Annotated in this window: 15 protein-coding genes; 4 read left to right on the top strand and 11 right to left on the bottom strand. The window is 47.9% G+C overall.

All coding sequences use genetic code 11. From position 1 onward, the window contains the following. The gene (gene mpl / locus AR688_RS09895; protein ID WP_068232753.1) at positions 1–1,359 is read right to left on the bottom strand and encodes a UDP-N-acetylmuramate:L-alanyl-gamma-D-glutamyl-meso-diaminopimelate ligase; all 1,359 of its coding nucleotides are present in this window, start codon (positions 1,357–1,359) and stop codon (positions 1–3) included. 143 nt (positions 1,360–1,502) lie between these two features. Between mpl and AR688_RS09900 the strand changes: the two genes are divergently transcribed. The 3 genes from AR688_RS09900 to AR688_RS09910 all read left to right on the top strand — a co-directional run bounded on the left by AR688_RS09900 (position 1,503) and on the right by AR688_RS09910 (position 4,844). Continuing rightward, positions 1,503–2,474, top strand: coding sequence for a class 1 fructose-bisphosphatase (locus AR688_RS09900; protein ID WP_068232755.1), 972 nt, complete (start codon positions 1,503–1,505; stop codon positions 2,472–2,474). Positions 2,475–2,543: 69 nt separating this feature from the next. Next, on the top strand, positions 2,544–3,071 hold the full coding sequence (ppa, locus tag AR688_RS09905) for an inorganic diphosphatase (protein ID WP_068232757.1): 528 nt from the start codon (positions 2,544–2,546) through the stop codon (positions 3,069–3,071). Positions 3,072–3,224: 153 nt separating this feature from the next. Next, on the top strand, positions 3,225–4,844 hold the full coding sequence (locus AR688_RS09910) for a methyl-accepting chemotaxis protein (protein WP_068232762.1): 1,620 nt from the start codon (positions 3,225–3,227) through the stop codon (positions 4,842–4,844). 47 nt (positions 4,845–4,891) lie between these two features. Here the strand turns inward: AR688_RS09910 and AR688_RS09915 are convergent, their stop codons facing one another. Continuing rightward, positions 4,892–7,111, bottom strand: coding sequence for a two-component system response regulator (locus tag AR688_RS09915; RefSeq protein ID WP_068232763.1), 2,220 nt, complete (start codon positions 7,109–7,111; stop codon positions 4,892–4,894). Between the two features lie 166 nt (positions 7,112–7,277). Between AR688_RS09915 and AR688_RS09920 the strand changes: the two genes are divergently transcribed. Then, complete coding sequence (locus AR688_RS09920; protein ID WP_068232765.1) at positions 7,278–8,165, top strand: TIGR03899 family protein; 888 nt, start codon at positions 7,278–7,280, stop codon at positions 8,163–8,165. On the opposite strand, the gene AR688_RS09925 is transcribed toward AR688_RS09920, so the two are convergent. From AR688_RS09925 to dusA, 9 genes are all read right to left on the bottom strand, one after another. Continuing rightward, positions 8,136–10,316, bottom strand: a complete 2,181-nt coding sequence (locus AR688_RS09925; protein WP_068232768.1) for a response regulator — start codon at positions 10,314–10,316, stop codon at positions 8,136–8,138. The genes AR688_RS09920 and AR688_RS09925 overlap by 30 nt on opposite strands. Before the next feature lie 117 nt (positions 10,317–10,433). Further along, positions 10,434–11,192, bottom strand: coding sequence for a TIGR04219 family outer membrane beta-barrel protein (locus tag AR688_RS09930; RefSeq protein WP_068232769.1), 759 nt, complete (start codon positions 11,190–11,192; stop codon positions 10,434–10,436). Positions 11,193–11,199: 7 nt separating this feature from the next. After that, positions 11,200–12,177 carry a DUF2333 family protein gene (locus tag AR688_RS09935; protein WP_068232770.1) on the bottom strand — a complete coding sequence of 326 codons (978 nt, stop codon included), beginning with the start codon at positions 12,175–12,177 and terminating at the stop codon, positions 11,200–11,202. A 10-nt stretch (positions 12,178–12,187) separates the two neighbouring features. Next, complete coding sequence (locus AR688_RS09940; protein ID WP_068232771.1) at positions 12,188–12,619, bottom strand: copper chaperone PCu(A)C; 432 nt, start codon at positions 12,617–12,619, stop codon at positions 12,188–12,190. An 80-nt stretch (positions 12,620–12,699) separates the two neighbouring features. Continuing rightward, on the bottom strand, positions 12,700–12,897 hold the full coding sequence (locus tag AR688_RS09945; protein ID WP_068232773.1) for a PspC domain-containing protein: 198 nt from the start codon (positions 12,895–12,897) through the stop codon (positions 12,700–12,702). Further along, positions 12,884–13,006 (bottom strand): hypothetical protein, encoded by a 123-nt coding sequence (locus AR688_RS20610; RefSeq protein ID WP_259237745.1) that lies wholly within the window; start codon positions 13,004–13,006, stop codon positions 12,884–12,886. The genes AR688_RS09945 and AR688_RS20610 overlap by 14 nt, the downstream gene beginning before the upstream one ends. Before the next feature lie 15 nt (positions 13,007–13,021). Next, positions 13,022–13,153: a hypothetical protein gene (locus tag AR688_RS20615; protein WP_259237746.1), complete on the bottom strand. Its 132-nt coding sequence runs from the start codon at positions 13,151–13,153 to the stop codon at positions 13,022–13,024. 3 nt (positions 13,154–13,156) lie between these two features. Then, entirely contained in the window at positions 13,157–13,426 is a 270-nt protein-coding gene (locus tag AR688_RS09950) for a hypothetical protein (protein ID WP_068232774.1), read from the bottom strand. Between the two features lie 172 nt (positions 13,427–13,598). Beyond that, complete coding sequence (gene dusA, locus AR688_RS09955) at positions 13,599–14,588, bottom strand: tRNA dihydrouridine(20/20a) synthase DusA (protein WP_082694733.1); 990 nt, start codon at positions 14,586–14,588, stop codon at positions 13,599–13,601. Positions 14,589–14,590 lie beyond the last annotated feature (2 nt).

A 14,590-nucleotide genomic window follows, 5' to 3' on the forward strand; every position in this document is an offset into this window, starting at 1 on the left:
TTAGTGTTCCCATTTGCGTCTTAGCGCACTAATCAGCTTATCGTGAATGCCGCCAAAACCGCCGTTGCTCATAATGACAATACTGTCGCCTTGCTCTGCCTGCTCACATAACAAGCTCACTAAAGCGTCAATGTCTTGCGTTAATGTTGCTTTGGGCGTCAGCGCGCGGGTTAAGGCATCCAGCGACCAGTTGGCGTTGGCCGGTTCATACAAAAACACCAGATCGGCCAGTGCCAGCGACAGTGGCAGTGCCGCCTGATGCACACCCATACGCATAGTATTAGAGCGAGGCTCCAATACGGCCAGTACCCGGTTTTGGCCTACTTTATTACGGATACCCTGCAAGGTGGTGCTGATAGCAGTAGGATGATGGGCAAAATCGTCATATACCTTAATACCGGCCACATCAGCTTTTAGCTCCATCCGCCGTTTCGGCGCAATAAAGCGCGTTAATGCTTCCAGCGCTACGTCAACCGGCACACCGGCATGACGCGCTGCAGCAATAGCCATCACTGCGTTATCGACATTATGCTGGCCACTGAGTTGCCAGTTCAGCTCACCAAGTTGTTTGTCCTGATAGTACAAAGCAAAATGGCTGCCATCAGTGCTAATTAGTTCGGCGCGCCAGTCAGTGCCGTAGCTCTGCCGCTCACTCCAGCACCCCATATCCAGCGTTTGTTTTACTGCCGGTGTATCTTCCGGCGACAACACCAAACCATTGGCTGGCACCATGCGCAGCAAATGGTGAAACTGGCGCTGAATGGCGGCTAAATCAGGGAAAATATCGGCGTGATCATATTCCAGGTTATTAATAACTACAGTGCGCGGCCGGTAATGCACAAACTTAGAGCGTTTATCAAAAAAGGCGGTGTCGTATTCATCGGCTTCAATAACAAAAAACGGCGACTCGCCAAGCCGGGCCGAGCAATCAAAATTCTGTGGGATTCCACCAATTAAAAAGCCCGGTTTTAAACCGGCGCATTCTAAAATCCAGGCCAGCATAGTGCTGGTGGTGGTTTTGCCATGGGTACCAGACACAGCCAGCACCCAGCGATCAAATAATACCTGCTCTGCCAGCCATTGCGGGCCTGAGGTGTAGCGTAAATTAGTATTTAATACATACTCTACCGCCGGGTTACCACGTGATAAGGCATTACCGATAATCACCATATCCGGCGCAGGCTCCAGCTGTGCCGGATCCCAGCCCTGGGTTAATTCAATGCCCAGTTGCTCCAGCTGGGTACTCATTGGCGGGTAGACATTGGCATCAGCGCCGGTCACTTTGTGGCCCATTGCTTTGGCAATAGCGGCAATACCGCCCATAAAGGTGCCACAAATACCGAGAATATGAATATGCATAAGTTATCCTGAAAATTAGCCGCAGCCATTGTAGCAAATGCGAACATTGCTGCAGTAACAACTGCAATTTGCGTAGAAATTCTTTAAAATACGCTGGCCTCTACCGCATTAGCAAAAATAATTACTGAGAAGGAACCACCAGCATGCGCCGCATCTCGCCAGTATTGCAACAGGACGGAGTCGACAGCGACCTGATTTCACTGATTAAAACCATACTGGCAGCCTGCCGGGAAATCTCTTTTCGTGTCAGTCAGGGCGAACTGGCTGGGGTATTAGGTTCTACCCTGGGTGAGAATATTCAAGGGGAAACACAGAAAAAACTCGATATTATTGCCAATGAATTGCTAAAAGAAGTGATTCTGGAAACCGGCGTTGTTAAAGCCATCAGCTCAGAAGAGGAAGATGACACCGTTGCCGGCAACCCAAACGGCAAATATCTGGTGACGTTTGACCCACTGGATGGCTCATCTAACACTGATATCAATAGCTTAATCGGCACCATTTTCTCTATTTTGCCAGCGCAAGCCGATAAAGCTGCCGATGATGCCAGTCAGTTTTTACAGCCTGGCACGGCGCAGGTGGCAGCAGGTTATGTGCTGTATGGCCCGTCTACCATGCTGGCGTTAACCACCGGCAAAGGTACGCGGATATATACACTGGATAAAACTTATGGCGGCTTTTTGCTTACTGAAGAGCAAGCCGCCATTCCGAAATACACCGCCGAATTTGCGGTGAATATGTCGAACCAGCGCTACTGGCAACCGGCCATGCAAGCCTATATTGCTGATCTACTTAAAGGCAAAGAAGGCCCGCGCGGTAAAAACTACAATATGCGCTGGATAGCCGCTATGGTGGGTGATGTACACCGCGTATTATGCCGCGGCGGTATTTTTGCTTACCCGCGCGACACTAAAGATGCTACTAAGCCGGATAAACTGCGACTAATGTATGAAGCCAACCCGATGAGTTTTCTGGTAGAACAAGCCGGTGGTGTAAGCTCTACCGGTTATGAGCGCATTATGGACATAGTGCCCACTGATATTCACCAGCGCGTTGCGGTGATACTTGGCTCAAAGCACGAAGTAGAAAGCTGCATTGCCTATCATCAGCGATAGCCATTTTTATTGCCGGCGCTATAATAAGCGCCACTTTTAACCAAGCTTTTATCATTTAAGGACCAGGCCATGAGCTTAAGCGATGTTGCAGCAGGTAAGAACCTGCCAGAAGAAATTAACGTTATTATTGAAATTCCGGCCAATGCCGATCCTATCAAGTACGAAGTAGACAAAGATACCGGTACCGTTTGGGTAGACCGTTTTATGTCTACACCGATGTTTTACCCGTGCAACTACGGCTTTGTAAACCAAACTTTATCACTGGATGGTGATCCGGTAGACGTATTGGTACCAACACCTTACCCACTGGTACCAGGCGCTGTGATTAAATGCCGCCCGGTAGGTGTGCTGTTTATGTCAGACGAAGCAGGCGAAGATGCGAAAGTTATCGCCGTACCGGTAAGCAAGCTGACCAAGTTGTACGACCATATTAAGGACATCAACGACGTGGACGAGCTGCTGAAAAAGCAAATTCAGCACTTCTTCGAGCGTTACAAAGAATTAGAAGCCGGTAAATGGGTTAAAGTAAATGGCTGGGGCGATGCTGCTGCTGCCAAAGCTGAAATTGTTACCTCATTTGAACGGGCTAAGAAATAACTATCTGCCTTTTGTAACAAAGCCCGGCATTGTCCGGGCTTTTTCATGGCGTGTACCCAGCAGACATAACCACAAGCATTTGCTTAAATAAAGCACTATACTGCGCCTGAATCTATTCTAATAATAACTAACAAATTTACAGAGGCCAGCAGTATGGATGTGTTACGACGCCTGTCTATATCAAAGAAAATCTACCTGATACCCTTCATCGGCACCCTGAGTTTTATCATTTACCTGATTCTTGCCAGCAATACGGCGCTGAACAACGTTAAAACGCTGGAGCAAACCCGTGATGTACAGTTCCCGGTATTGCAATCGGCACAAAGCTCGCTGGTGCTGCTGGAACGGATAAAAGACTCGCTGGCCAGTGCCGTGACGACAGGCGATGAAGAAGCTCTGGCCGGTGCTGCAGCTTTCAGCCGCCAGCTGACACAAGATTTAAGTAACATTTCCCAGCTAAACCGTGACTATGCCAATGATGTCAGTAATATCCAGCAAAGCTACGACGCGTATTATCAAGTGGCTTACAAAGTGTCGCAGGAAATGATTAACAACACTGCCGATTTCAGTACCCTGCCCCAGCGTTCAGAAAAAATGAATGCCGATTACGACACGACCGCCCTGCTGCTAAGCCAGTTCCGTGATATGCGGTTGCAGGAGTTTACCTCAACGATTGACGACGCCAGTGAACAGGCAGGTACCCTTATCACTGTGGGTATTATTATGGGCGTGATCACTACGCTGGTGCTGTTTGGCACTGCGTTTCCGGTTGCACGGGGCATTCAAAGCAGCTTGGGTAACATGATTAACTCGTTACAGGATCTGGCCAAAGAAAACGGCGACTTAACCGCCCGCATTAATACCAATAGCAAAGACGAGCTGGGCGACCTAGCGTACTGGTTTAACACCTTTATGCAAAAGCTGCAGCACGTAGTAAAGGATATTGTTAATACTGCCGTGCCACTGTCGGCCCTGGCTAAAGACTTACACGAGCTAACCGACGACACTAATAAAACCATTGCCCAGCAGCGTAAAGCGGCTAACCAGGCCAAACATGCAGTGGATGACATGAGTGCCAGCGTAGTGGCAGAAGTGAGCAGTGCTAACGAGGCGGCAGCTGCCGCCAATCAGTCCAGCGACGCTGCAGGTCAGGGCCAGCAAACCGTTATTGCAACGGTGCAGAATATTCAGCTATTAGCGGGCAATGTGCAGGACGCCTCTGATGTTATTCTGCAACTGGAGAAAGATGCCAATCAGGTAGGCACAGTGCTAAGTGTGATTAAAGGTATTGCAGAACAAACCAACCTGCTGGCACTGAATGCCGCTATTGAAGCCGCACGCGCTGGTGAACAAGGCCGTGGTTTTGCCGTAGTGGCTGATGAAGTTCGCACGCTGGCATCGCGCACGCAAAAATCGACTGAAGAAATTCAGCGCACCATAGAACAACTGCAAACGGCCGCCCGGCTGGCAGTACAGAAAATGCAGCAAAGCACCACGCAGGCAGACCATAGTGTGCAATCCGCCAATAAAGCCGGTGACGCCCTGCAACTAATCACTAAGAGCATTGCGCAAATACGTCTAATGAACCAGCAAATTGCAGAAGCCACTGATGATCAACAAAAAATGGCCAGCGATATCGTTGGCCATGTCGATGCAATTTTCAAGAACACTGAGCACAGCTCAGAAAGTGCTGGTCATATTGCGAAAGCCAGCAGTGAGCTGGCTTCACTGGCGCAAAATCTGGAAAGTATTACCAAATTATTCAGAGTGTAAAAACGGCCGGACCACAAGCCCGGCATATTCCGGCTTGTGGTTAGTTGTCAGCTCTTTTGCTGTTGCAAAAAAGTCAGTAACTCTGCTGGCGGCATCGGCTTGGCATACATAAAACCCTGCACTTCATCACAGCCCATGGCAACAATGGCCTGCTCCTGTGCCTGAGTTTCCACGCCTTCAGCAATAGTCGCCAGATTTAGTCTTTTGCCCAGATTAATAATGGTTTCAGCTATGACTTCGCCGGCCGGTTTATCAATATCACGAATAAAAGCACGATCTACTTTTATCCGGTCCAGCGGCAGTTGCTGCAGGTAATTCAGTGATGAAAAGCCAATACCAAAGTCATCTATCGCTACCTTGATACCGAAGTTTTTCAGTTTCTGCAGTGCGTCGATCACGATCTTAGGCTCGTCCATTACCACCGACTCAGTAATTTCCAGCTCAAGCAGTTGCGGGTCGATCTGCTGGGCACTGACACAGTCAATAACCGATTGCACAAAACCATGGCTTCTGAACTGTGGCATCGACACATTAACGGCAATACGTAAATCGGTATAACCTTGTTTTTGCAGCTGTTTGATTTGCAGGCACGCCTGCTCCATTACCCAGAAACCTATCTCTACAATTAAGCCGGAATACTCTGCCAGCGGAATAAACACGGCAGGCGAAATAAATTGCCCATTTGGCTGCGGCCAACGTAATAACGCTTCCATACCCACAACCTGTTTTGTGGTTAAAGAAACCTGAGGCTGATACCACAGCTGCAATTTATCGTTGGCAAAATCCTGGCGTAACATACGCAACAGTGCCAACCGCTCAGCCATTTCATCTTCCATTTCTGCCTGATAATACTGGAAGTTCTGACCGAGGTGTTTTTTGGCTTTATTCAGCGCAATGTATACATGCTTAAGGATCGTCAGCCCCTGTTCGGCAGTATCGGTTAAGTGGCAAAAGCCAAAGGTGGCACTGATTTGCAGTGAATGCTCTGACGCTTTAAACGGCTCGTCAAACACCGCCTGTAAACGCTCAGGCGTCAGTTCTGTGTCAGGCCCCACCAGGCCAAACACGTCAGCACCAATGCGGCCAAGCTGGGCATAAAGACCAAATTTTTCAATTAATCTAAATGTCACTGCGATCAGTAACTCATTGCCAACATCCTGGCCTAAGCCGTCGTTGACATCAGAAAAGTGGTCGATATCAATTAACACCGCAACATTATGCTCTGCTTCATAACGGCGGGTATCTTGCAAAATCTGAATAAACTCGTTGCGGTTCGGTGTTTTGGTAAGCGGATCTATATAAGCAGCATGCTTAAGCTGCTGAAATAGCGTAACGTTTTCATAGCCAATAGAAATATTACTTAAAAACACCTCTATCAGTTGGCGATCAAAATTCTCTATTGGCCGGTTAGTTTCAATATATACCGCAGCGCTGTGGATCTCATTGCCCAAATACAACACCGTTTCCCGATCGGTAAAAATGTGTTCATGGGTGCGTAAACAGTTGGTAATTTGCTGCACAATACGTGGGTTGCCCAGCCTGTCAAGCTGACACTTAATGTAGGGAGCGTAATTACCGGCTGCGCCTAACACGTATATGGTTTCGCTGGCGCTGCCGTCATCTTCTATCTGGGCACACAGCACCCCTTCAGCATGTAAGCCAATTAATGATGAGATCTGTGTAACAACACCTTCAGAGAACTCATGTAACGAGTGCTGCTCCAGCAGATTTGCCCCGGCATTGATAATTTTTTGCAAACCCAGACGGTTCTGATTAATGGTACGGATCTGCTGATAAGAACGCAGAGAAGAAATAATCGACGTAACCAGTTTGCTGCGGGTCAGTTCTGTCTTGGTTTTGTAATCGTTTATATCATATTCTTTTATAACGCTTTCTTCAGGCGCGTAGCCCGGCTGTCCTGTGCGTAGCACAATACGGATTTCATCCATGCCAAGCTCGTCACGGATTTGTTTCACAACCTTAAGACCGGCGTCATCCGACTCCATCACCACATCAAGCAGCACCAGTGCTACCTCAGGGTGTCGGGTTAAAAAAGCAATTGCCTCTTTACCAGAGTATGCATGATGAAATTTCAGTTGCTTACCTAAAACAGTAAGATCACTCAGGGCCAGCTTGGTCACTGTATGGATCTCTTCATCATCATCAACAATCAACAAGTGCCACTCGCCCAGTGTGTGCTCCTGTGCTGGCTCCGGTTCGTCTTCTGCTAAAAACAGAAAATCTTCATCTGTTTCTTTTGACACCATTATTCAGCCTTATTTAATGATTCCGTTTAAATATACATGTTTAATCTGTTAAATAGTAAGGTATAACAGATTTTATTTTACACAAACAACATAGCTTTACTTGCCGCATATTGCAGCAGATGCCAAGATAACCTATGTTTCATTTTCTGTTGTTCAGGCTGTTGTTATGGTTAAAATTAGTGCATTAAACAGCCAGCAACGTTTGCTGCAATTGGCTAAATCTCAGCTCGGTAGCATTAGTAGTGTCAGTCCGGCTGCCCAAAACGATTCCCCAGAGCAGCAAGGGAACTTTAGCGACAAACATCATCATCTGGCAGCACGCTCCGGTGCGGCCAGTTCAGCCGTGTTAACACTGGCGCAACGTGCTGAACGCAGGTTGCAAATGCAGCGTGAACGGCAGCAATACAATCTTGAAAGTATTATGACCCTCGCCCTGGAGTACTGCACCGATCAGGTTTCAACCCAGGATGTCGATCCAGACTGGTTCCAGCAGTTTTGTGAACTGGTGCTGGAAATCTCGAATAAAAGCATGCAACAGTTATGGGCAAAAATTTTGGCCGGTGAAATTGCCAGCCCGGGCAAATTTTCGCTAAAAACCCTGCATACGCTAAAACGTATGAGCTACAAAGAAGCGTTAGCGCTGCAGCAGGCCGTGAACTTAAGCTGCAAAACCCGGCAAGATCCCAGCGCCCGGATCTACTTTGGCTATATTCGCAAACCTTCGCTATGGCGTGTGCTAACAGGTAAAAGCCGCGCGGTACTTAACCTGAATCAATTTGGTTTATCGTACCCGCAAATTCTCAGCCTGATAGACATCGGCCTATTGCACAGTTCTGAAATTGAAAGCGGCGAATTGCCCGCAGGCCAGATACTTAACTGGCAGTATCAGCAATTACATCTCAACGGTACGATCACCAGTAAAGGTGTGGTACTGCAATACTATAAATATACCGCCAGCGGTGCAGAGCTGCTGCCTTTGCTTAGCAGCCAGCCAAACCAGGCATATATCAGTGCGTTAAAACAGTTACTGGCCGGTATTATCAGTTTTAGTTGACGAGCACCAATGCAATATTTGCTGTAATCTGCTCACTTCTAACGGTTTAAAAATCACATCATTCATACCAGCTGCTTTAAAGCTGGCCACTTCTTCAGCCAGTGCATGCGCAGTAAAGGCCAGTATCGGCGTTAGCTGATACGCCTGCATTTGCCGCAGCTGTTTGGCAACCTCGGTACCATGCATATCCGGTAACTGAATATCTAATAAAATCACATCAAATTGCTGCACGGCGCATAACTGCAACGCTTGTTGTGCACAATTTGCAGTGCTAAGTTCCAGTGGTTGCTGTTTAAGCAGCATCTGAATAAATGCCAGGTTAGTCGGATTATCATCAACCACTAAAAGCTTTGGTAGATTAGTGGTGTCAACCGCTTGTATCTGTTGTAATTGATCCAGACAAAACGGCTCTGCTGTTATCGCTACACCCAGCGCCTCACGCCACATTTGAATACAGTCTTCACCAGCGTAACATAACACTCTGGTTTTCTGTTTCAGCATCTGGATAAGCTCAAGCCATACTGTCAGTTCAGTGGGTTCTGGTAAAAAAATCAACACCACATCGTAATGATGTTGTTTAGCTTTAAGTTGTAACTCAGACAAATCAGAACATTGGGCAACACTAGTGACCAAACTACCCAGCGCAGCTTTTCGCTCTGCTAATCTTGTGAGCTGCAGATCAAATAACAACACATGTTTTAACCGGTCAACCTGCACCGGCTGACAATCCGCCGATGGGAAACGCACTGATACTGTACTGCCAAGCCCTTCGAGTGATTGCACGTCAATACTAGCATTCAGTTTGGCAGCTATCTGCGTAACAATCTGGCTATCAATATTCTGCCAGTGTGAGCTTTGCTGGCCGGGGTTAACCAGTTGCTGCCTGACAGACGCCAATAAGCCGTCGCCATTACCTGTCACACTGAGCAATAAACTGCCAGCTGTGCCGGTAACACTCAGCTGTATAGTCAGTGCCAGCTCTGTTATTCCTTCAGAGTGGCTGCTTAAGCGCAGCAAAGCTGTCAACAACGTTGTCAGTAAATTCTCAGGTAATGCCAGTTGGTATACCACATTAGCCGGGGCTTCATTAAGCTGCAGCGCCAGATTCTGCTCTGCCAGTATATTGCGATAATGCGGCAATTGCCGGCCGAGGTATTCTGTTAATAGCAGTGGTGTCAGCGGCTCAGGTTCGGTTGCCAGTGTTAACTCTGCCAACATCAACTGGCTGTGAAGCACCCGCTTTAGTAGCTTTTCTGGCATTACTGCCTGTTGTTGTACCAATTGCCTGAGCTGCGACAGCTGTTGTTGCTGTTGCAGCTGGTTCTGTTCATATAACCGCTGCAGCTGTGCAGATTGCTGTTTCTCACTGGTAAGCGATTGCGTTAATGCTGTTATCTGCTGTTTAAACTGATTTTTCTCAGTGTCATCGCGGGAGCGGTTGTTTAATTGCTGGCCAGCCAGGTCGTTCAGCGCCGTTTTTAACGGTGTCAGCTCTGCTACCAACTCGTCGTCTAACCTGCTATTTAACTGCCCTTGCTTTAACTGGCTGAGTTTATGTACCAGCAAGCTGATATCGGTTTGCTGGCGTTGTGACACCCGACCAATACCACCTAGCACTATTAGTAAAGTCGCCCAACCCAACATGGCAACCACCAGCACTGGCACTAACCAAACACTGTAATTCCCCGGTGCTTCAAGTTGTACAACCACATAATAATCGTCATTTTGCCCGGCGATAACTTCTTCATAGCCACTGCGGGCAGCAGACGACGACATAGGTTGTATCGCCATCAAATTGCCGGCTTCATGCAATAATTGAAACTCCTGCTGCATCTGCTCTGGCTGAAACTGTGGTAATAAAGTGGCTTTATCTGTACCACTGATTAACCGGCCGGTGTCGCTGTATACTGCAATAGTGCTGACAGGCAAAACACTGGCATAACGTAAATGGTTTAGCTGGGCTTTGAGTAAATCAGGATTTTTGCTGGCCAGCAAAGGCCGGATACTAAATTGCAGGCTGGACGTGAATTGCTGCACCTGTGCGCGCTGCATGATTTTGCTTTCGTAGTGATACCACAACGCCGTAAATAATAGCATCAGGCTAAGTGCAATAAGCCAGGGCAGAGTTAACTGTCTGAAATAATTTGTCAAAACTTAGCCTGCCAGAACGATGCGTGAAATAACTATAAAACGATTTGTCAGGCCTCACAAGACAGGCCCGGAAAATGCTGACCAGCTGTTACAGCCGGTCAGCATTTAACACAGTGTTTAAAAATGCAGCTCTATGCCGGCGAATACGCCTTTAAAGTCCAGATCTGCATGTAAATTGTCAACATCATCCAGCCGTAGGTTCATGGCGCGATATCCTAGTTTCAGGCGCATATTAACGGCCAGGTTATCCAAGACCGCATAAGCCACGCCAGCCTGAACATCATATATCCGGTTGCCATCCAGCGACACGTAACTGCCCTGAGTAAATACGTCCAGCCCGGTCAGCGGTAAACCGACAATGCCTGAAGCATACAACATCGGAATAAGCTGCGATGCCCGTTGAGACGCTGCCATGCCATCAGCGCCAGTTTCAGCAACCGCAACGGTGCCATTAATGTATTTACCGTTTATGCCTAAATCCAGGCTGACCAGATCGTTATCAAGAATTTCGTAGTACAACACATAGTCTGTATTAGTCAGCTCGGTTTGGTTTTGCAACTGGGTGTCGGCAGCGAAGGTAGCACCGGCAAAAGTAAAGTCAGCATCCAGGCTGGTTGAGCCTGAAGACTCTAACTGATTATGCTGCAGCCGGATATTAGGGATAAAAGGCAGCGGATGTTCCAGCGCGACATAATAAGATTTTTGCGTTTTGTCTAAGAAATTAAAACTCTGCAACTGACTACTATTAGCAAAGCCACCATCTGCAGAAGTACGCCAGCCGTCTGCACCAACATAAAGCCCAAGCAGGGTATCTGCCTGCGCTGGTCCGGTAAGTAATAAGCCGCTAACGGATAAGATTAATGCGGTTTTTTTCATGCTGTAACTACCCTTGTGATAATAATTCAGAGAGATCAATTAACGCGGCATTCGCGCGGGAGATATAATTTGCCATTACCAGGCTGTGGTTTGCCATCAAACCAAAACCACTGCCGTTAAGCACCATAGGGCTCCAGATTGGCTGTTGTGTTGCTTCAAGTTCACGGATAATTTGCCGCAAACTGATCATGGCATTTTTACGTTGTAATACGTCACTAAAATCTGTTTCTATTGCTTTTAGAAAATGCAGTAAAGCCCAGGCAGCGCCACGGGCTTCGTAAAATTCATCGTCTATTTTCCACCAGCTGGTTTTGATATTACGATGTGCAGGCGTTTCGGTAGACTGGCGTGCTGAGGCATCACCGGCCAGGTCCGTGTTAATGCGCTCCTGGCCAACACTGGCGCTTAAACGTTGTGAGTAGCTGCCAAGCCGTTTCTCTACTGCTTTCACCCATTCGCGCAAATTATCAGCGCGGGCGTAAAACTGGCTATCTGGTTTGGCGGGATCTAACAGCTCGGCACGATACAAATATAGTTGCTCTATTGCCTTGGCATACTCGGCTTCAGCACTGGGGATAGCCCAGCTTCTGTGATCAATATTAAAACGCGGCTGTGCCACTTTAAGAAAAACATTTTCTGTTGACTGTGACTGAGAGCGGCTAAAATCTTTACGTAAGGCCAACGCCAGATCACGTGACATTTCCAGTACGCCTAACTCCCATGCCGGCATATTATCCAGCAAGCTGAACGGCGGCATAATATCATTTGCCAGATAACCACCGCTTTTATACAGCAGGGTTTCACTGACGCGGATCAACGCAGTGGTAGTGCTATAACCGGTTATAGCGTCATCTCCCAGCTTGCGCTGCTCTTGCTTAATTTCTGCTATCAGCATGGCAGGTTCACGGCTTACCCACCAAGCGGTGCCATACATCAGCACCAGTATTGCCAATACTGCAGCACTGATGAGTTTTTTATTAACCATAAAACGGCCCTCAGCGTTTGGGTGTAGCAACTACCGGCACGGTCAACGCCAGTTGCTGGCCATCAGCAAACTCTAACGTCAGCGGTATTTGCTGGCCAATTTCCAGTTTGTCTTTAGGTTCAAACAACATCAAGTGCAAACCGCCCGGCTCAAATGCCACACTGCCACCGGCATCAATATTAATTTCACTGATTTGTTCCATGCGCATCATGCCATCTTTATGAGTATGCTGATGCAATTCAACCCGCGCAAACTGGCTGCTACTGGCAGCAACAAGCGTAGCCATTTCTGAAGAATGATTATGTAATATCAGGTAACCTGCCGTTACCGTGCGCCCCGGCATTGGCTGACGAATTTGGCTCTCTTGTGCACTGAATGCAGGTTCAGCATTAACCGACATAGCGCAGCTTAACATCAGCAAAGCAGCAAAAAACCGTAGCATCTTGTTTCTCCTTTATAGTCACGGCCTTATCTTACACCAGTTTCAACCAGTTAACAGCCCGTAACTTACCTGGTACAGTGTCAACGGTTTGGTAGCACCACCGCAGCCACCAGATAGGCCAGTATTACTGCCACAGGAAACATCACTAATAATATGACAGCCAGCAGACGGATCAGCCAGCGTGGTTGCTGATAATAACCGGCAAAACCTGCACAAACGCCGGCAATTTTCCGGTAAGCACGGGCACAATACCAACGATCAGTGTCATAAGTTGCCATTTGTCTGTACTCCATCAAGGTGTTTTTTATTTATCTGACTCAGCTCTGCTAACAGCAGTAAAGCCACAAAAATAGCAAAGGCTGTCAGTTCTATTGTTACCCAACTCATATCAGCGTTCCTTTTCTACAACATGCCTGAAGCTTTTTGCCCCAAACCAAACAGTGGCATCAGCCAGTGCCACAGCAGCACAACGGGTATTATGCTTAGCACCGGGCTGAGAAACAGCAGCAGTAACCAACCGGATGACAGCAACATAACTTACTCTGCCACTACAGCGGCAGTACGCACTGCCTGATATGCCAGTAATGCCGTTGCTGCATCCTGCTCAGCGGTTTGCCGGGCCAGCAGCTCTAACGCAGTTTTATGCAGTGCAATTCTGGCCTGTTGCTGATTGTGGCTATGCAGCTCCTGCAATTGCTGCTGGGCTGCGCCACGGATTTGGTCCGTAAGTTCATCTGCCATCGCATTGTTAGCCAGTAAAGCTCCGGCGAAAGCAGCAGTGAGGGTTAACGCAGTCAGTGTCTTCATTATCGTTTCCTTGAAAGTGGTTAGTCTGTACTACACAACCGGTATTTCAAGTGCTGTGCCAAGTCGATAAAACATCGTAAGTAGCTGATATTAATAAGTAAAAAAATAAAGGCGGGTAACTTTCGTTATACCCGCCTTTTATTGAAAACCAAAAAATAGTGAAATTAACTCATCAGGTGGTTAAATCCGCCACAGGCGCTACTTTTGCCAGTGCTTGCAGCATTAACTCTGGTGTTGCATCAGCGAAATGACCACGCTCGCTTAACAAACGCCGCCATTGTCTGGCACCCGGCATACCTTGAAATAGCCCCAGCATATGGCGGGCTATATGCCAAAACCGGGCGCCCTGCTGCATTTGCCGCTCAATATAGGGCAGCATATCCAACACCACCTGATGCGGGCTGCGGCTGTAACCGGGTTTGCCATATATAAGCTCATCAACACTGCTTAGCAACATAGGGTTTGAATACGCCTCGCGCCCCACCATCACACCGTCCAGGTACTGCAGTTGTGCTTTGGCTTGCTCGAGTGTTTTAACGCCACCATTAAGGCTGATATTAAGCTGTGGAAACTCACGCTTTAACTGGTATACCCGCTCGTAATTCAGTGGCGGCACTTCGCGGTTTTCTTTCGGGCTTAAGCCTTTAAGCCAGGCTTTACGGGCGTGGACAATCAATTGCTGACAACCAGCATCGGCTACTGTCGCGACAAAGTCCTGCAAAAACTGATAATCGTCGGAATCGTCAATACCAATGCGGGTTTTCACCGTCACCGGTATGCTGACTACATCCTGCATGGCTTTGATGCAATCGGCCACTAACTGTGGCTGCGCCATCAGGCAGGCACCAAACATGCCGTTTTGCACCCTGTCAGACGGGCAGCCAACATTAATATTTACTGCATCATAGCCGCGCTGCTCTGCCAGCTTAGCACAGTGCGCCATATCAGCCGGGTTAGAACCGCCCAGTTGCAGCACCACAGGATGCTCTTCTTCATTAAACGCTAAATAATCACCGCTGCCATGAATAATAGCGCCGGTAGTGACCATTTCAGTGTACAGCACGGCATGCTGGCTCAGCAGGCGGTGAAAGTAGCGGCAATGCTTATCAGTCCAATCCAGCATAGGGGCGATGGAAAACTTATGGTCGATAAGCCTGGCCATCA

This window comes from Rheinheimera sp. EpRS3 (genome assembly GCF_001513785.1).
GTDB lineage: Bacteria > Pseudomonadota > Gammaproteobacteria > Enterobacterales > Alteromonadaceae > Alishewanella.